This window comes from Deinococcus sp., assembly GCF_018260555.1.
Classification (GTDB): Bacteria; Deinococcota; Deinococci; order Deinococcales; family Deinococcaceae; genus Deinococcus.
In genome coordinates this window covers 37155-53669 of record NZ_JAGLBB010000004.1, presented here as the reverse complement: position 1 = coordinate 53669, position 16515 = coordinate 37155, and the positions used below count along the sequence as shown (strand labels likewise).

General features: G+C 70.1%; 17 protein-coding genes. 9 read left to right on the top strand and 8 right to left on the bottom strand.

Annotated features, from left to right (window positions below; all coding sequences use genetic code 11):
• Position 1 precedes the first annotated feature (1 nt).
• Both QZ271_RS01765 and sdhC read right to left on the bottom strand, forming a co-directional pair.
• Entirely contained in the window at positions 2-379 is a 378-nt protein-coding gene (locus QZ271_RS01765) for a succinate dehydrogenase hydrophobic membrane anchor subunit (RefSeq protein WP_291428409.1), read from the bottom strand.
• Positions 379-735: a succinate dehydrogenase, cytochrome b556 subunit gene (gene sdhC, locus QZ271_RS01760; RefSeq protein ID WP_291428407.1), complete on the bottom strand. Its 357-nt coding sequence runs from the start codon at positions 733-735 to the stop codon at positions 379-381. Before sdhC ends, QZ271_RS01765 begins: the two co-directional genes overlap by 1 nt.
• A 227-nt stretch (positions 736-962) precedes the next feature.
• Between sdhC and QZ271_RS01755 the strand changes: the two genes are divergently transcribed.
• The 6 genes from QZ271_RS01755 to leuB all read left to right on the top strand — a co-directional run bounded on the left by QZ271_RS01755 (position 963) and on the right by leuB (position 6753).
• Complete coding sequence (locus QZ271_RS01755) at positions 963-1325, top strand: hypothetical protein (protein ID WP_291428405.1); 363 nt, start codon at positions 963-965, stop codon at positions 1323-1325.
• A gap of 315 nt (positions 1326-1640) precedes the next feature.
• Positions 1641-2927: a homoaconitate hydratase family protein gene (locus QZ271_RS01750; RefSeq protein WP_291428403.1), complete on the top strand. Its 1287-nt coding sequence runs from the start codon at positions 1641-1643 to the stop codon at positions 2925-2927.
• A gap of 177 nt (positions 2928-3104) precedes the next feature.
• Positions 3105-3770 (top strand): LysE family transporter, encoded by a 666-nt coding sequence (locus QZ271_RS01745; RefSeq protein WP_291428401.1) that lies wholly within the window; start codon positions 3105-3107, stop codon positions 3768-3770.
• 49 nt (positions 3771-3819) lie between these two features.
• Positions 3820-5034: a hypothetical protein gene (locus QZ271_RS01740; protein WP_291428399.1), complete on the top strand. Its 1215-nt coding sequence runs from the start codon at positions 3820-3822 to the stop codon at positions 5032-5034.
• A 74-nt stretch (positions 5035-5108) separates the two neighbouring features.
• Positions 5109-5702: a 3-isopropylmalate dehydratase small subunit gene (locus QZ271_RS01735; protein WP_291428397.1), complete on the top strand. Its 594-nt coding sequence runs from the start codon at positions 5109-5111 to the stop codon at positions 5700-5702.
• Positions 5695-6753: a 3-isopropylmalate dehydrogenase gene (gene leuB, locus QZ271_RS01730; RefSeq protein ID WP_291428395.1), complete on the top strand. Its 1059-nt coding sequence runs from the start codon at positions 5695-5697 to the stop codon at positions 6751-6753. The genes QZ271_RS01735 and leuB overlap by 8 nt, the downstream gene beginning before the upstream one ends.
• A gap of 368 nt (positions 6754-7121) precedes the next feature.
• On the opposite strand, the gene QZ271_RS01725 is transcribed toward leuB, so the two are convergent.
• Entirely contained in the window at positions 7122-7295 is a 174-nt protein-coding gene (locus QZ271_RS01725; RefSeq protein WP_291428393.1) for a hypothetical protein, read from the bottom strand.
• Between the two features lie 228 nt (positions 7296-7523).
• Here QZ271_RS01725 and QZ271_RS01720 point away from each other — a divergent pair, with 228 nt between their 5' ends.
• From QZ271_RS01720 to QZ271_RS01710, 3 genes are all read left to right on the top strand, one after another.
• The gene (locus tag QZ271_RS01720; RefSeq protein ID WP_291428391.1) at positions 7524-7832 is read left to right on the top strand and encodes a hypothetical protein; all 309 of its coding nucleotides are present in this window, start codon (positions 7524-7526) and stop codon (positions 7830-7832) included.
• 47 nt (positions 7833-7879) lie between these two features.
• Entirely contained in the window at positions 7880-9421 is a 1542-nt protein-coding gene (locus QZ271_RS01715; protein ID WP_291428449.1) for a PLP-dependent aminotransferase family protein, read from the top strand.
• A 304-nt stretch (positions 9422-9725) separates the two neighbouring features.
• Positions 9726-10091, top strand: a complete 366-nt coding sequence (locus tag QZ271_RS01710) for a hypothetical protein (RefSeq protein ID WP_291428389.1) — start codon at positions 9726-9728, stop codon at positions 10089-10091.
• A gap of 103 nt (positions 10092-10194) precedes the next feature.
• Here QZ271_RS01710 and QZ271_RS01705 read toward each other — a convergent pair whose 3' ends face one another.
• From QZ271_RS01705 to QZ271_RS01685, 5 genes are all read right to left on the bottom strand, one after another.
• Complete coding sequence (locus QZ271_RS01705; protein WP_291428387.1) at positions 10195-11736, bottom strand: hypothetical protein; 1542 nt, start codon at positions 11734-11736, stop codon at positions 10195-10197.
• Positions 11733-12377 carry a VWA domain-containing protein gene (locus tag QZ271_RS01700; protein ID WP_291428385.1) on the bottom strand — a complete coding sequence of 215 codons (645 nt, stop codon included), beginning with the start codon at positions 12375-12377 and terminating at the stop codon, positions 11733-11735. Before QZ271_RS01700 ends, QZ271_RS01705 begins: the two co-directional genes overlap by 4 nt.
• Before the next feature lie 170 nt (positions 12378-12547).
• Positions 12548-14662 (bottom strand): transglycosylase domain-containing protein, encoded by a 2115-nt coding sequence (locus tag QZ271_RS01695; protein WP_291428383.1) that lies wholly within the window; start codon positions 14660-14662, stop codon positions 12548-12550.
• Positions 14663-14693: 31 nt separating this feature from the next.
• Positions 14694-14975 carry a hypothetical protein gene (locus QZ271_RS01690; protein WP_291428382.1) on the bottom strand — a complete coding sequence of 94 codons (282 nt, stop codon included), beginning with the start codon at positions 14973-14975 and terminating at the stop codon, positions 14694-14696.
• A gap of 216 nt (positions 14976-15191) precedes the next feature.
• On the bottom strand, positions 15192-16496 hold the full coding sequence (locus QZ271_RS01685; RefSeq protein ID WP_291428380.1) for a DUF4127 family protein: 1305 nt from the start codon (positions 16494-16496) through the stop codon (positions 15192-15194).
• Positions 16497-16515 lie beyond the last annotated feature (19 nt).

The following is a 16515-nucleotide window of genomic DNA, read 5'->3' as shown; positions in this document are numbered from 1 at the left end:
CTCAGATTGAGAACAGGCCAATGGTTCCAAACGCGAACAGCAGCGCGACGACCGTGTAGAACACACCCTTCACCCACGCCCGGTTCGGACGGGACCGCACGTAATCCTCAATGGAGTACCGCGCGCCGTTCGCGCCGTGCATGAGCGACAGCGCCAGGATCAGCCAGTCGTAGAACTTCCAGGCGGGATTGGCGAGTTTCCCCACCACCGCGTCGAACGTGGCGTCCGACTCGCTGACCTGAATGAACGTCATGTAGACGTGCCCCAGAATCAGGAACACCAGGATCAACCCGCTGATCCGCATGAAGATCCACCAGTTCAGCTCTGCGTTGCTGTGCGACTGCTGCCGCGCGTCTGTGAACGTCCGTGCGCGAATCATCAGTACCCCCCCACCAGACGCGGGTACAGCGTCCACGCCGCGTACAGGAACGCCGCCACGCTGATCAGCAGCACCCCGTACCACATCTGCCGCTGGTACGCCACACCAAAGCCCGTGAAGTCCATCACGATGATCCGCAGACCATTGAACGCGTGATACACCACGCCCGCGGTCACGAACACCAGCCCAATCCGGAACGGCCACAGGTCATATGTCTCGTGAATCGCCATGTAAAAGCGCTCACCAAAAATAAACGACCCGATGCTGAACACGTGTAGCAACAGATAAGCCAGAATTGCCAGCCCGGACAGGCGGTGAAGTAGGAAAGCCCACTGCCCCTCTCTTCCTCGGTACATTCTCCCAGTCCTCCTCGACGTCTAAACCTCTTCGCGTAGGCCCCGACACGCCACCACACAGTAAGGCGAAGCGTTATGCCGCGTGGGTGACCATTCACACCACTCTTTCAGACAGCGCAGTTTACCACTCACCCGGCACACCACGCGCGGCCCGGCCCGGCGCTCCGGGGACCCGATGTCACCGCCTCAGGTGCAGCTCCCGCCGCCCACGCGCTACCCTGGCACCCATGACCGCCCCCACCCCCAAAGACCCCCAGGCCGAAGCCGAATTTACCCGCAAAATGGTCCTTGGCATCCTCAGCACCCTCGAACACAAGGGCCTGCTGAGCAAACACGAAGTGGACAGCATCATCCGGGCCGCCCGCCAGGCCGCCTACCCCACCCCACCCCACCGCACCCCTGGCCCCGCCGCGCCCGGCACCCAGTGGGTCAAACCCGGCCAGCCACAGCAGCCCATGGACCGCACCACCCCCGTCGCCATTCCCAACGTGCAACGCGCCACTCCTGCACCCAGCCCAGAGAACGACTCGCCGAAAGAAGAGACGCCCAGGGCAGAAGCGCCCCCCGTCCTCGACTTCGACTTGCAGTAATCCGGCGCCCCCGTTCCCTACCGATAGAGCCAGATCAACAGACTGGAAGGCCGCACCCCGGAAGCTGGGGTGCGGCCCTTGTGATCTTCTGTGATCTTCCGTCGTCCCTGGAGGCTGGCGCCTATCTACACCACCTGTTCGTTGCGTACAGGGGGTGGCGTATGCTCGGGGCATGTTCAGCGGTTCTGTGCGGGTCGGAGCGTCCCTGGTGGGGCTTCTTCTTCGCTTGGGGCGTTGAGCGCGGCCCAGCGTTCAGTGTTCGCCCCCGGTAGCTCTCGCAGCGGCCGGGGGCGCGTTTCTTGAGGAGGGAGTGGTATGGGAATGACGATTGCAGAGAAGATGCTGGCGGCTCACAGTGGGCATGACGCGGTGGTGCCGGGGCAGTTGATCGAGTGCGCGACCGACTGGGTGCTGTGCCATGAGATCACCACGCCGGCGGCGTTGCGGATGCTGGAGGAGCGTGGCATGGACCGGGTGTTCAACCCGGATCAGATCGTGGCGGTGCCGGATCACAGCGTGCCGGCCATGAACATCAAGGCCGCGAAGATGTACCAGAAGCTCAAGAGCTGGGTGCAGGAGAAGGGCATCAAGCACTTCTACGACGTGGGCCGGGGCGGGATTGCGCACGTGGTGCTGGAGAACACGGGCCTGATGAAGCCGGGGCAGACGCTGGTCAGCGGGGACAGTCACACCTGCAACGCGGGCGCGCTGGGGGCCTTTGCGACCGGGGTGGGCAGCACGGACCTGGCGGGGGCGATCTACGCCGGGAAGGTATGGTTCAAGGTTCCCGAGACCATGCTGATCCGCGTGACGGGCCAGACGCAGCCGGGCGTGACTCCCAAGGACATCGTGCTGGAGGTCATCAAGCGCATCGGCGCGGACGGCGCGAACTACATGGTCATGGAGTGGGTGGGCGAGTACATCGACAACCTGGACATGGAGGGCCGCTTCACGTTGACGAACATGGCGATCGAGGCGGGCGGCAAGACCGGCATCGTCGCGGTGGACGACACGACGCGGGCGTACATGTCGGCGCGCGGCGTGACGCCCGACCAGTACACCGAGTACCAGTCCGACCCGGACGCCCGCTTCAAGGTGGTCGTCGAGGTGGACGCCTCGGCCGTCGAGCCGACCGTGGCGTACCCGCACATTCCCAGTAACGGGCGCGTGGCGGGCAGCGACCGGATTGCCGTGACGCACGCGTACGTGGGCAGCTGCACGAACGGCCGCATCACGGACCTGCGGGAAGTGGCGCGCATCCTGAAGGGCCGCCGGGTGGCGGACGGCGTGCAGATGATCGTCGTGCCCGCCACGCAATTGATCTGGAAGCAGGCGGCGCAGGAGGGCCTGCTGGAGATCTTCGTGGAGGCCGGGGCCAGCGTCAGTTACCCCAGTTGCGGCGCGTGCCTGGGCATGCACTCGGGCGTACTGGGGCCGGACGACGTGTGCATCAGCTCCAGCAACCGGAACTTCGTGGGCCGCATGGGTGACCCCAGCGCGCAGATCTACCTGGCCAGCCCGGCCACGGTCGCGGCGAGCGCCGTATCGGGCTTTATCAGCGATCCGCGCCAGTACAACGACACCATCAACGCCGCCGACTGATCCCACTGACTCACGCCGCCCCGGGGTTGAGCTGGGCGGGTAAAACCGTTCCATCGGGGCAGATGCGAGGGGGGAATAGGGCGGGTTCCGGGTGATGCGCGGAACGGACGGCACTCCCTCTAAAGCGGTCCCCCTTAACGAAGTGAACTGCCGTGAAGACGGCGAGGGAGAGGACACATGGACCTGAAGATTCTGCTGGCGGTGGCGGCCCTGCACGCCGTGGTGCTGATCGTGCCCGGGCCGGACGTGCTGCTGGTCAGTCAGACGGCGCTGGCCCGCACGCGGCGCGCGGCGCTCCTGGCGGGGCTGGGCGTGGTGCTGGGCATCAGCGTGTGGGCGTCCCTGGCGTTGCTGGGTATCGGGCTGCTGTTCGGGGCGTTCCCGTGGGTCCACGGCGTGATTCGCGTGGCGGGCGGCCTGTACCTGTTATGGATGGGCTACGGCCTGTGGCGCGGCAGCCTGAAAGTCCCGGACAGCGCAGGCGCCCACGGTGGCGGGGCCGCGCAGCTGGGCGTGCCGGTACGCGCGCCGCTGGACGACCTGCAGGGTGACCTGCGCGCTCTGCGGGCCGGGTTCCTGACGAACATCGCCAACCCGAAGGCGGCTGTGTTCTTCGGCAGCGTATTCAGCGGAGTGCTCGGCAACCACGCGGGAAGCGGCATGAAACTCGCGGCGTTCGGGATCATCGTGAGCCTCAGCGTGGTGTGGTTCGCGGTGGTGGCGCTGGGCATGTCCACCGCGCGGGTGCAGGGCGCGTACCTGCGGGCCCGCCAGGGTGTGGACCGCGTGGCGGGCACTCTGATGCTGGGCTTCGGGGCGCTGCTGCTCGCCTCACGCGAGTAAGCTGGGAGAACTTATGGGCGAAGCAAAACGACGTAAACAACTGGGTCTGATGCCCACCGTATATCCCTTCGACGCGACCATGGACGCGGATGGCACACTGACCTTCACGCGCGGCCCCGAGGACGCTGCTCACCGCGACCTGATCGCGGGCGCGCTGCAGCGCTCGCAGCCGTACGGGGCCGCCTGGGACAGTCAGTACCGCACGCTGCACGTCATGCATGGCCGCGCGGACCGCTTCCTGGAAACCGCCGAGGACGTGCAGTCCATTCCCGTGCCCACACTGCGCCGGCTGAGCGGTGAACTGGCGCTGGGCCGCGTCGGCGAGGGCAGTGACACCACCGGCCGCGTGCTGCCGGTCGAGGGCGGCGCGGTGCGCCTGCGTGAAGTGCAGCACTCTGCCGACGGCGTGAAGTGGGAGGCGTTCCCGGTGAACGTGGACGCCCGCCGCGCCCTGGAATTCCTGCTGCAACACCCGGCCGCGACGCTGGGCGGCGAGGTCGTCGCGACCTACGTGGCCGAGCAGTGGCGCGAGGGCCGCCTGGATATCGACCCGGAACCCCCGGCGGACCTGCTGGACACGCTTGAAACGCTGGCCCGCGAGTGGCACGGCGACAGCGACCAGGGCTGGCAGGATACCCACCTGGACGCCACCGACGGCGACGACACGGACCCCGTGCCGGTCGCGCGCCGCGTGGCCTTCGAACTGCGGCAGCCCGCGCCGCTGCAATCCCCGGTGAATCTGGCGTTCGCCACGCTGGGCAACGTGGAAGTCACCGTGAACCGTGAGGGCAGCAGTTACAGCCTCGACGGCGAGACGTGGATCTCGTACGCCGACCCGGACGGCGAGGCCCGCGAGGACGCCCTGGACCTGCCGGACTTCCTGGATGTGGAAACCGTGCCTGTTCAGGTGTTCGCCGACGGCCGCGTGGAATGGGTAGACGGAGACGTGCCGGCCGAGCATGAGGAGCGCCTGCGCGCCGACCTGCTGGTCGAGACCGGGGCCGGAAACCCCGCCGGGTGGGCGCAGTGGACCCGTGAACTGATCACGCAGACCTTCGAACATGAACTGGTCGTCCCGCAAGACACCAATTTGCCCGTACCCGTCGCGGTGCTGCTGGACGTTCCCCTGGACGCCCTGGACGACCCGGACCCGCTGGCGCAGTCGTTCATCGAGTCTGCCCTCACCTTCGACGGCACCAACTGGCGTGACCTGTACGACGAGGTCCTCCCGGAAGAACTCCGCCCCTACCTGAGCGACCACTGACGAGCACTCCCCGACCTCACCGAGAAACGATCAGCACCGGGACGGCGCGCGCCGCCAGGCCCACAGGAGAACCCATGACCACCGTGCACGTATTTGGCCGAGACCACATCAACACCGACGAGATCATCCCCGCCCGGCACCTGACCACCGACGTGGAAAGCGAACTCGCCAAGTTCGCCATGGAGGACTACGACCGGGACTTCGTGAAGCGGGTTCAGCCGGGCGACATCATCGTGGCCGGCGCGGACTTCGGCTGCGGGTCCAGCCGCGAGCACGCCGTGTGGGCCCTGCGCGGCGCGGGCGTGGCGGCCGTGATCGCCCCGAACTTCGCGCGCATCTACTACCGCAACTCCATCAACAACGGCTTCCTGGCCCTGGAATGCGACGGGATCGTGCAGGCCTTCCAGGACGGCGACCCGGCTGACCTGAACCTCACGGCGGGCACCATCACGAACACCCGCACCGGGCAGAGCCTGACCTTCGTGCCGGTCCCGCAGTTCGCGCTGGACGTTCAGAAGGCCGGCGGCTGGCTGGAGTACATGAAAGAGCACGATCAGGCGGCGCTGGAAGCCGAGACCCTGGCCGCCCACTCCACGCAGGCTGGTCACGGCCACCCCGGCCAGGACAGCAGCCAGGCCGCCGCGCAGCAGGAGAAACACCATGCCTAAGATCGTCTCCCTGCCCGGCGACGGCATCGGCCCGGAAGTCACGGCGGCCGCCGTGCAGGTGCTGCGTGAGGTCGCGCCCGACGTGACCGTCGAGGAACACCTGATCGGCGGCGTGGCCTTCGACACGCACGGCGACCCGTTCCCGCAGCCCACCCGCGACGCCCTGAAGGACGCCGACGCGGTGCTGCTGGGCACGGTCGGCGGCGCGCAGGACAGCGCCTGGAACCTGCTTCCCCGCCACCAGCGCCCTGAAAGTGGCCTGCTGGCGCTGCGCAAGGCGCTCGGCTGTTACGCCAACCTGCGCCCGGTACGCGTGCAGCCCGGACTGGAACACCTGTCGCCCCTGAAGCCCGAACTGGCGCGCGGCGTGGACATCCTGATCGTGCGTGAACTGCTGGGCGGCGTGTACTTCGACGGCGACCGCCAGATCAACGGTGACACCGCCTACAACACCATGCGCTATACCACCGCCGAGGTCGAGCGCGTCGCGAAGGTCGCCTTCTGGGCCGCCGAGCAGCGCAAGGGCCGGGTCACGAGCGTCGATAAGGCCAACGTGCTGGAAGTCAGCGAACTGTGGCGCCGGGACGTGACCGCCCTGCGCGACCGTGACTACCGCGGCATTCACCTGAACCACGAATACGTGGACAGCGTCGCCATGCTGATCGTCTCGGACCCCAGCCGCTACGACGTGATCGTCACCGAGAACCTGTTCGGCGACATCCTCAGCGACCTCGCGGCCGTCATTCCCGGCAGCCTCGGTCTGATGCCCAGCGCGAGCCTGGGCGACGGCGCGGGCCTGTTCGAACCCATTCACGGCAGCGCCCCCGACATTGCCGGGAAAGGGGTGGCAAACCCCGCCGCCGCCATCATGAGCGCCGGGATGCTTCTCCGGCACAGCCTGAAACGCCCGGACGCCGCCAACCAGATCGACCGCGCCGTGGCCCTCGCCCTGCGCGCACATCCGACCCGCGACCTGGGCGGCGCGGCCGACACGCAGACCTTCACGCGCGCCGTCCTGAACGCCCTGGACAGCTCGCCCGCTGTCGGGTAGAAGCAGCGGGGCAAGCTGGTATGGCTGGCAGGGGCAGGGGAGATCAGCTTCCCTGTCCCTGCCCCATGTTCTGCCCCGTTCTCCGCCCCGCGTCGTGATACGGACTCCGATTGAATGGGCTGCAAAGCCCGTTCAATCCGAGCGGAGCGAGTGGGAGCAAAACGGGTTCCGGACGTGGAGCCGGCAATCCGGCGAAGTTCCGGGTTGTCGGCGAAACAAACGGAACCCGTATGATACGGACTGCCGCTCCATGGCGCCATAGGCGGGAAGGCGTTATCGGCGGCTCCATACCGCAGAATCCGTCTGCTGTTCCTGCTCGCGTCCGCTCGGATTGATTCAGAACTGCGCCGATTCAACCGGACTCCGTATCAGTTCGCTCGGTCGCGTTCGAGTTGCTGGATGCGCTGCTCGAGTTCCCGCAGGCGGCTGCCTTCGCTCCTGTAAGCATGTTCCCGGACCGCGAAGCGGATCAGGGCGATGACTCCCACGGCGATGCTCAGGACACTCAGGATGAGCAGCAGGTCAGGTACCAGGATGCGCATGCCCGCAGCTTAAGCGGCCTTCCCGGTGAACGACGCCGCATTTGCCGCGGGGCCCCTGTTCACGGGTGCTTCACGCGGCGCATGCTGGGGGCATGATACGGACTGCGCACCATTGCGCCACAGCCGGGAACACACTGCCTGCGGCTCCATACCGCGAAACCCATCGGTTGGTCCTACTCGCATCCGCTCGGATGGATTCTGAACTGCAGCAAATCAATCGGAATCCGTATGAGTGACCCCGCCGTGACCTTTCCCGCCCCGCCGCGCATACCGTACCCGGGCGGCTGCGTGCTGGAACCCGGCCCGTACGCCCTGGACTACCTGCTGAACTGGCGGGCGGACGTGACCGTGCGCGGCACCCTGCACCGGGACACGCCGGTATACCCGCTGCTGCGCGCCCTGCTGGCCGACCCGGCCGCGCACGGCCTGAGCGCCGCCGAGGCCGGGGTTGCCCGCGACCGTTTTCTTGAACTGGCGGGGCAGGCCCTGACCGCCGAGGGTGGGCAGCGGGCGTGGCTGGAACGCGAATTCCGCTGACGGCCAGCGCCCGGGATGGGGCCACGGGCGGTCTGGCGGACGGCTGGCTGGACACCCTGACCCTCAGCGATCCGCACCCCGGCGAGACCCGCCACGCCCTGGTCGCGCGGACCCTGCGGGGCGCCGTGACGCGCGGCCTGCTCCCCGAGGGCACGCGGTTGCCCGGCCACCGCCGCCTCGCGCAGCGGCTGGGCGTGTCCCGCAACACCCTGGTCGACGCCCTGACGCAACTGCACGCCGAGGGGTACGTGCGCCCCAGGGGCCGCAGCGGCACAGTGATCAGTGTGCCGGTCATCAGCGTGCCGGTCATAAGTGTGCCCGTCATCTCTGGTCCCGTGAACAGTGGTCCGGGCCACGCGACCACGGCCCACCCGGGCGGCGGTGTGACCGCCCCTGCGCCGGATGGGCGGCCCCTGCCGCTGAGCGCCTGGGCGATCCGCGCCCTTGAAGGGCAGGTCGAGGAGGTCGGCGGGGACCGTTACGCCGTGGATTTCCGGGTGGGGCGACCCGTCCCGGACCTGTACCCGGAGGCCGCCTGGACGCAGGCCCTGGCCCGCCGGGCCGCGCAGGTCACGCACCCGCACCCGCACGATCCCCTCGGGCCGCTCGAGACGCGGCGCGCGCTGGCCGCGTACCTGAACGCGCAGCGCGGCGCGCGCGTCACGCCCGACATGGTCATGCTGACCGGCGGCACCCAGTCGGCGCTGGACGCCCTGGCCCGCGTGTTCCTGGAACCAGGCCGCCTCGCGGTCGTCGAGGACCCCACCTACGCCGGGGCGCGCGCCGCGCTGGCTGCCACCGGCGCAGACGTGACCGGTGTGCCCGTGGACGACCGGGGCCTCCGGACCGACGCACTGCCGCCGGGCGCGACCCTGGCGTACGTGACGCCCGGCTGCCAGTACCCAACGGCGGTCAGTCTGGGCGCGGACCGCCGCCAGGCGCTGATCGCCTGGGCTGCCGCCGCGAACGCCTTCATCCTGGAAGACGATTACGCCGCCGACCTGCACCTGACCTCCCGGCCCCCCCCGGTGTTGCAGGGTCTGGCGCCGGACCGGGTGATCCTGCTCGGCTCGTTCAGCAAGAGCCTCGCGCCCGTGACGCGCAGCGGTTTCCTGGTCGCCCCGCCTGGCGTGCTGCGCGTCCTGACCGGCACCCGTCCCCTGACCGACCGCCTGCCCGGCCGACTGGACGCCCTGGCCCTGGCGGACGTGCTGGCCTCGGGCGCGTACGCACGCCACCTGCGCCGCGCCCGCACGGCCGTCTTCAGCCGCCAGGAAGTGCTGGTGGGCGCGCTGCGTACCCACCTGCCCGGCTGGCCGGTCCTGCCCGTCGCGTCCGGCCTGCACCTGTACCTGCCGCTGCCGCCCCCGTGGACGGAAGTGGACGTGCTGGCCCGCGCCGCCCGGCAGGGCGTGGGACTCAGTCCGGTCGCGCCGCTCTCGCAGGGTGGTCACCCGCCGGCCGTCCTGCTGGGCTTCGCAGCCCTGTCCACGGCCGAACTGACCGACGGCGCCGCCCGCCTGGGCACCGCGCTGACACCGGCCCCAGACGCAGACCCCGGATACGGAGTCATAAGTACACTGCGTTGATCTTGTCCATAAACCGCGCGGAGCGCGGAGCAGAAGAACGTACGTTGGAGCGGGAATGGAGAGGTTCCGGTGCTTTCCCGGCATGGCGCCATGTGAGCTTCAACGTACTTAATATGGACCTCTGACGGAACACGGCTGGTCATCCGGTACGCAGGTGCAACCGTCTGTGTCTCTCATGCTTGCTCTGCGACGCAGCTCTCCGTGTCCGTACCAGTCCGTATCACCCGGGGTGCAGGTTGGTTCCGTCTACCTGGGGGCGCGGCTGCGGCACACGGGCCGGGCGCCGCGGGGTAGAGTGCGCGCAATGCGGTTTCTGCTGATAGCGCTGGCGCTTGCCCTGACGGTGATGTACTTCACGTTCGGGCTGCGCCTCGGGTACGTCACCCTGACCCCCACGTACCTGCTGCACGCCAGCGGCCAGAACCGCTACGGCCTGAACATCTACGAGGACCGCGCCCAGATCGGCGTGCGCGGCTCCTGCAAGGTGAGCGCGGGCACGGCCACTGTCCGCCTGCTCGACCCCCAGGGCGTGCAGGTTGCCGGGCGGGTCTGCCCGAAAGGCGAGTGGGGACTGAATGTGTTGACCAGTGGCCCCGAAGGGAGATACCAGCTGGTCGTGGACTTCGACCGGTTCACGGGGATGATCGATCTGAAAGAAGCCCGCCAGTAACCCGGTCGATCAGTACCCGGAGGGAGGGTCGCCGGGCGATACGGAAACCGTCCTGATCCGTTGGTCTCCCATTCGCTCTGCGGCGCAACTCTCCGGGTATTGATCAGCCCAGCAGGGCGCGTAGGCCCCGGCGCGGCCGGGGAAAGCGGGCGTCCTGCACCTGCGCCGCGAAGTCTTCCAGGGTGGCTTGCACCTGCTGAGCTTCGGCCAGCAGGCGGGCACTGACGCTCTGCACCTGCGTGTCGCGTTCCTGCTCCCAGTGGCTCAGGACGCGTTCGTTCAGGCGGGCGTGGTCTGGGCTGGTCACGTCACGCGGCGGGGCCAGGCGGTCGCGGGCCCGTTCGAGGTACGTGACGTGATCGACCGCGCGGGCGGCGCTCTCAAGCGTGCCCTGCGCCTTGAGGTCCGCCACGCGCGCCGCGAGGCGTTCGCGTTCCAGTACGTTGCGGGCGCGCTCGCGGCCCTGGATGAGCGCGGCGGCGGCCGCCATGCCGACCAGGGCCAGCGTGAAGGTCAGCAGGGACCAATGCTGCGGCGCGGCGTCCGGTGTGGGTGCGGCGCTCAGGTCGGTCAGCTGGCCCTGCTGCGCGGCGTTCGCGGCGATCTCGGCCGTGACGCGCAGGATACCGTCCCAGTTCAGGAAGCCTTCCACGCACAGGTACAGTGCGGTGACGGCCAGGATGCCCGCCGTGTACGTGCGCGGGTGGGCCATGCCGGGCGTGCCGGGCGCGAGCTTGGCGCGGTACGCGAGTTCGTCCACCAGCCACAGCAGCAGCACACTGAACATCACCCCGGCGGTCAGGGCGATCAGGGTCAGGTACAGCCGGGACTCCGGGTTGAACAGCAGGTTGATACTCACGCCGCTGATGACCCCCACGAAGAACTTGCTGAACACCGCGAATGCGTTGAACACGCGTTTGCTGCCACTTTTCTGCTCGGGCGGGCGGATGGCGTGACCCTCGCGGGCCAGGGTCATGACGGCCTGCTGCGTGTACAGGTCCTCGGCGCCGGTGGTGTCCGGGCGGGCACCCGTGGCGACCAGCGCCTCGAAGCGCCCGGCGCGGGCCTGTTCGATGGCGGCAGTCGCGGCCTCGTAATCGTGTTCCACCGCTCCGCTGGCGGCGTTCATGAAGTTCAGGTGTGCCTGCTGCCGCTCCCAGCTGCTGCGCACGCCCACGCCCGTCTCGGCCAGCACGCGGGTCAGGGTCGAGCGCGCCTGCTCGTGATTCACGCGGTACTGCTCGACGTTCAGGGCCAGCAGGCGGGCGCGGCTATGCAGGGCCGCGCGGGTCGCCTCGTCCGGAATCAGGCTCAGTTCGCCGCGCAGGTCGTCCAGGAGCGCCGCAAACTGGGCCGGCGGCAGCACCGGCAGGAACGACTCCGCGCTCAGCGGTTCCGGTCGTGGCAGCGCCGCCTCGTACAGGCGCGGGTCGAAGTCCGGTAGGTCATCCGGCGCGGCCTGAGCGGCTGGCGGCATGTCAGTCGGGGTGGTTTCCAGGTCCCCGGCTGCGGCGCCGTTGCCGGTGGGCTGTCCCTCGAATTCCAGGTCCACGGTGCCCAGATCCGGGCCGCTGAGGGTCACGCGCGACAGGGGCGGGGTGAGCGTGGGCCGGGCCGGGAGGCTGGTGTCGTCCGGGCGGGTCACTGGCGGGCCGCCTTCACGGCCGCCGCGAAGGTCGGGTACACGTTCGCCAGGTCGTACGCTCCGGCCAGCAGCACGCGCCGGTCACTGGCAGAGGCGCCCAGCGCCTTGACGAACGAGTCGCGCACCGACAGGCCGCCCGCCCCGGCTTCCGGGCTCAGGCCCGCCACGAACAGCGTCCGGGTGGTCTTGGCGCCCAGCAGCGTGCGGGTGGTTGCGCCCAGCGCGGCGCGTCCGGGGTCGTCGCGCAGCGCGCCGTCCGTGAACAGCACGATCACGTCCCCGATCTTCGCGGTCTGCGCGGCGCGCCCGGCGGCCTGGGTCAGTCCGGCGGTGATGGCGCTGCCGCGCCCCGTGCAGGGGCGGGTGATCGCGGTGGTGTAGCGCAGGATGTCCGCCCTGGCCATGCGCGCGCCGTTCTTCGAGCTGAACGTGAAGTCTGCGACGGTCTGCACGCCGTTACACACGCGCAGCAGGGTCAGGGTGTCGCCGCTGCGCACCTGATTGAGCATCACGCTCTGCGCCAGCAGCCGCGCCTGATCCGCGTAGCGGAAGGCCGGATTCTTGCTGCTGCCGGTCATGTCTACCGCAACCGTCAGGTGCAGCGGCGGGGTGGACAGGCCCAGCAGCGTCGAGGCGCTCATGGCCGGAACCGGCAATGCCGACATAGACAGTGCGGGCATAGACAGTGCGGGTATGGACAGGGCGGACAGCAGGGCGGGGGTTACAGGCATGGGCACTCCAGAGGACGGGCGGGCGGGGCCGCCGGGGGGACAGGGGCTGGGGTCCGGGCGTCGCCGGGTGGGGAGGGTGGTCATGGCGCGGCCGGGACCGGGTTTCGGGGGTTCAGGCCCGCAACCGGGACGGCCGCGCCCGCCACGCGCGTGATGCCGGGCGGCACGTCCAGACTGCGGCGGTCGTGGGGTAACTCGCGCAGCAGGCCCACCTCGCGGCAGGCAGTCTGCTCGCGGTACAGCGTGACCGGCACACTCTGACGGCCTTCGGGATCACCGATCCACACGGCCATGGCGTACTGCGGGGTGACGGCCGCGCACCAGGTGTCGTTCACGTCGTCGGTCGTCCCGGATTTCGCGCCCAGCGGCATGGCGCGCCCCTGCACGCGCTGCCACAGACTGGGCCGCAGGAACGGAACGTGGCTGGCGTCCGTGCTGACAGCGGCGGTCAGCAGGTCGAAGGTCTGGTAGGCGACCACCTCGTCCCACAGCGGCTGGCAGTCCGGGCGGGGCAGCGGCAGCGGGCGCCCGGTGACGTCGGTCACCTCGGCCAGCAGGTGCGGGCGGCACAGCAGGCCATCACTGGCGAAACTGGCGTACGCGGCCGCCACGTCCAGCGGCGCGGCCCGGTACGTGCCCAGCGACGGGCTGGAGCGGTTGCTGCTGTCCTCGCGGTACCCGGCGGCGTCCAGCACGGCCCGCAGGGTCTGCTCGCGGGGCGTGCCGACCTGCACGGCCACGGTGTTCAGGCTGCGGGCGTTCGCCTCGCGCACGGTGACCGCCCGGCCCAGGAACGTGCCGCTGTTGTTGCGCACCGCCTGCGAGCCGTAGCGGGTCGCCTGATCCGTGAAGGTGCTCAGTTGCGTCACGCCGTCCCCGAACGCGGCGGCGTACAGCAGCGGCTTGACGGTACTCGCCACGGGGCGCAGCGCACTCGCCGCCCACTGCCGCGCCGCGTCGCTGCTCTGGTTGCCGCCCGTGGAACTGGCCAGCGCCACGATCCCGCCGCCCCGCACGTCCACGATGGCGGCGCCCTCGGCCACGCCGGTCGGGCGGGGGCCGGTCGCGCCCTCGCCGGTCACGCGGCGCGTCAGGGCGGCCTGCGCGGCCGCCTCGACCGTCAGCACGATCCGACCTGCCTTCTTCGGGTCCAGGCCCGCCGCGCGCAGTTCGCGCCGCACGAGTTCCTGCATGGCCCACACGGGCTCCGGCTCGTTGGTGTACGCGGGATTGCGGGTGGCCTGCACCACGCGCAGGTCCGTGCCGCTCCCGGCGTACTCGACCTGCCACAACCGGGGTTGCAGCGGCGCGGAGACCGCCTCTAGGTACTCGCCCTGCGCGATCAGGCCGTGAGAACGCAGAATCTCCAGCGTGACGAGTTGCTGCGTGCGCATCCAGCGGAAGCGGGCGGTGGCCGTTCCGGGCGGCGTGGAGTCCGTCACCAGGTAGCGGCCCGGTGCAGGCAGCAGGCCCACCAGGAACGCACTCTGCGCCAGCGTCAGGTCCGCCGGGTCCACGCCGAATACCGCGCGGGCCGCGTCGTACACGCCCTTTCGCTGACCGATCCCAATCCACGGGAGGCTGTTCACGCTCATGGCCAGCACCTCGCGCCGCCCGTAGCGCCACGTGACGATGGGCGCCAGAACGAATTCCGTGGCCTTGCGGGTCAGCGTCAGCAGCGGCCCGCGCCGATTCGTGTCGTAATCGAAATGCCCGGCCAGCACGTTGTTCTTCAGGAGTTGCATGGTGATGGTGCTGCCGCCCGCGCCGCTCAGCAGGGCGCGGGGCAACCGGCCCAGGTCCACGCCCATATGCGAGAAGAAGCGCACGTCCTCCTTGGCCACGTACGCCAGCAGGAACGCCTCGCTCACCCCGGTCAGCGGCACGCTCAGGGACTCGCGGCACGGCACGGCGTTCACGGCGTTGCCCGCGCGGCAGTGGTCGATCACGCCCAGCGGCGCGCCGCGCCGGTCCACGACCTCGATGGGACGCAGTTCCGCCCGCAGGTTCCACACCCGCCCCAGCGCCCCGGTCCCGATGGCCCCCGCCCCGCCCAGCGCGATCATGCCCAGGGTCGCCGCGCCCACCCACGCCAGCGCCGCCCGCACCACGCGCCGCAGCGTCCACGGCGCGGGGCGGCGCAGGAACGGCGAGCGCGGCCACGGATTGCGCCAACCGCCCCAGCCCCTCAGCACGCACCCCTCCACCCGTCCCGGCGCGGCACGCTCAGCGGACCACGTCCGTCACGCCGGCCGCCGCCGACCGGAACTGCCAGTCCCGCGCCGCGCTGTTCCACAGACCCGACAGGCCCACCAGCAGCACCAGCACCGCGCCCAGCGCCGCCAGCGCCGTCACCGCGCCCGGCCAGCCCGCACGGGGCAGCGTCGGCCGGGGCAGTCGGGGGCGCTCTGGACGGACCTGCCGCGCCGGGGCGGGCAGCACGGACGGCAGGGGGGGCGTTCCAGGCAGGCCCGACGAGTAAGGCCGGGGCTTACGCACGAAACTCATGGACAGAGCATAAGGGGACGGCATGAGGAGCGCATCCCACCAAAGGACGATCAAACGGACGTTAACGCCCTCCGGCCACAGGCCAGGAGCGGTGGAACTGGCCGCCACGCGTCCCTCACCTACTCCGATAGACCCTCGGGTGCTGGGGTGCGCTACCAACGTTCCAGCCGAACCCCGGCGCCTGGAGCGAGGTAGGCGGAACAGGTGGGGTCGGTGTCACGGTTGCGGCCGCAGCGTGAAGTCCCACTCGAACGAGCGGCCCCATGGGAGCGTGGCGTCCTGGAGGGTGTACGTGCCGCCCAGGCGCAGCGGGAAGGCGTTGCGCGCGAGGTTCAGGAGGGTGTCCTGCGTGCCGGGTGCTGTCAGTTGCGCTTCGGGGATAGCCTTTCTCAGGGCGGCGCGCAGGTCGGCGCTGTAGATCACGTCGTTGGCGTACTCGCGGGCCAGCAGGGCGTCCTGCCGGACCGGGTCCGCGCCCGGCGCGAGGGCCACTTTGGCGTGCGCCAGGGCCGTGCCCAGGTTGTTACCGGGCGTGCCCCAGGCGGCCAGGGCCTTGAGGTTCGCGGTGCGGCGCAGCGTCTGAAGGTCTGTCCACAGGCGCGGGTTGCCCAGGTTCACCTTCTCCACGTCGGCCACCGCGACCGGCCCGGCCTTCAGCAGGCGGCTGACGCGCACGGCGGCGCGGCGGGGGTCGCCGCCGTTGAACACGAACACCGTCAGGTCCGCCCGGCCTCCCTGGTCCGCCTCCTGCACGGTGAAGCCGCTGGCCTGCGCGTGGTTCACGGCGCTCTGGGTCAGGGGAATGCCCTCGTACTTCATGACCTTCCGTGCGGCGGCCGGGTCGCTGTACTCGAAGGTCACGGTGGCGGGCTGCGGGGCCAGGGCGCGGGCGGTCAGCATGGACAGCACCTCGTCCGCGCCGGGATACACCAGCACGTTCGCCGGGGCTTCTTTGGCCAGCGCCGCGCCCTCGGCGGGGGCGGGACTGCCGGGCAGGGCGTCGTCCCAGCTGACGTGCAACTGCGCGAAACTCCCGGCGCGTGCCCAGTCCAGCAGGGTGCGGATCACGGCGAGGTTGCGTTCGCGGTCCGTGGCGTCCGATTCGCGCGGGAGCGTGATGAACGCGTACACGGGCTGCCCGGTGCGGGCCGTCCAGGTGCGCAGGGGTTCCAGCCGGGCCAGTGCCTGCGCGGCACTCAGGGGACTGGTGCGCGACTGCACCAGCCCGCCGTAGGCCAGGGCGTCCAGTGCGGCGATCAGCGGGCCGTCTGTGGGTTGTGCCCCCAGCCACGCGTGCAGGGCGGCCGGGTCCGCGCCCGCCTGCGCGGTGCCCAGCAGCGGGGCGGGCGGAACGTGCGCCGCGCCGCCGCGCAGGTCCGCGATCAGGGCCGGCAGGACCCGCGTGGCCGGGCGGGAATCCAGGGGCAGCAGCGTCTGCGCGTGTGCGCCGCCCAGCGACCCTCCGAGCGCGAGGCTCAGGGAGGACAGCGTGCGCAGCAGAACCGGACGGGAGGACTTCATACCCCAGAGCGTACCGGCG

Bases quoted from the DNA above. Each gene is read 5' to 3' on its own strand.
- QZ271_RS01725 (WP_291428393.1), bottom strand. From the start codon at position 7,295: ATGCGCATCCTGGTACCTGACCTGCTGCTCATCCTGAGTGTCCTGAGC.
- QZ271_RS01740 (WP_291428399.1), top strand. From the start codon at position 3,820: ATGCCCACCGTATATCCCTTCGACGCGACCATGGACGCGGATGGCACA.
- sdhC (WP_291428407.1), bottom strand. From the start codon at position 735: ATGTACCGAGGAAGAGAGGGGCAGTGGGCTTTCCTACTTCACCGCCTG.
- QZ271_RS01765 (WP_291428409.1), bottom strand. From the start codon at position 379: ATGATTCGCGCACGGACGTTCACAGACGCGCGGCAGCAGTCGCACAGC.
- QZ271_RS01700 (WP_291428385.1), bottom strand. From the start codon at position 12,377: ATGAGCGCCTCGACGCTGCTGGGCCTGTCCACCCCGCCGCTGCACCTG.
- QZ271_RS01685 (WP_291428380.1), bottom strand. From the start codon at position 16,496: ATGAAGTCCTCCCGTCCGGTTCTGCTGCGCACGCTGTCCTCCCTGAGC.
- QZ271_RS01750 (WP_291428403.1), top strand. From the start codon at position 1,641: ATGGGAATGACGATTGCAGAGAAGATGCTGGCGGCTCACAGTGGGCAT.
- QZ271_RS01755 (WP_291428405.1), top strand. From the start codon at position 963: ATGACCGCCCCCACCCCCAAAGACCCCCAGGCCGAAGCCGAATTTACC.
- QZ271_RS01720 (WP_291428391.1), top strand. From the start codon at position 7,524: ATGAGTGACCCCGCCGTGACCTTTCCCGCCCCGCCGCGCATACCGTAC.
- QZ271_RS01690 (WP_291428382.1), bottom strand. From the start codon at position 14,975: ATGAGTTTCGTGCGTAAGCCCCGGCCTTACTCGTCGGGCCTGCCTGGA.
- leuB (WP_291428395.1), top strand. From the start codon at position 5,695: ATGCCTAAGATCGTCTCCCTGCCCGGCGACGGCATCGGCCCGGAAGTC.
- QZ271_RS01735 (WP_291428397.1), top strand. From the start codon at position 5,109: ATGACCACCGTGCACGTATTTGGCCGAGACCACATCAACACCGACGAG.
- QZ271_RS01710 (WP_291428389.1), top strand. From the start codon at position 9,726: ATGCGGTTTCTGCTGATAGCGCTGGCGCTTGCCCTGACGGTGATGTAC.
- QZ271_RS01745 (WP_291428401.1), top strand. From the start codon at position 3,105: ATGGACCTGAAGATTCTGCTGGCGGTGGCGGCCCTGCACGCCGTGGTG.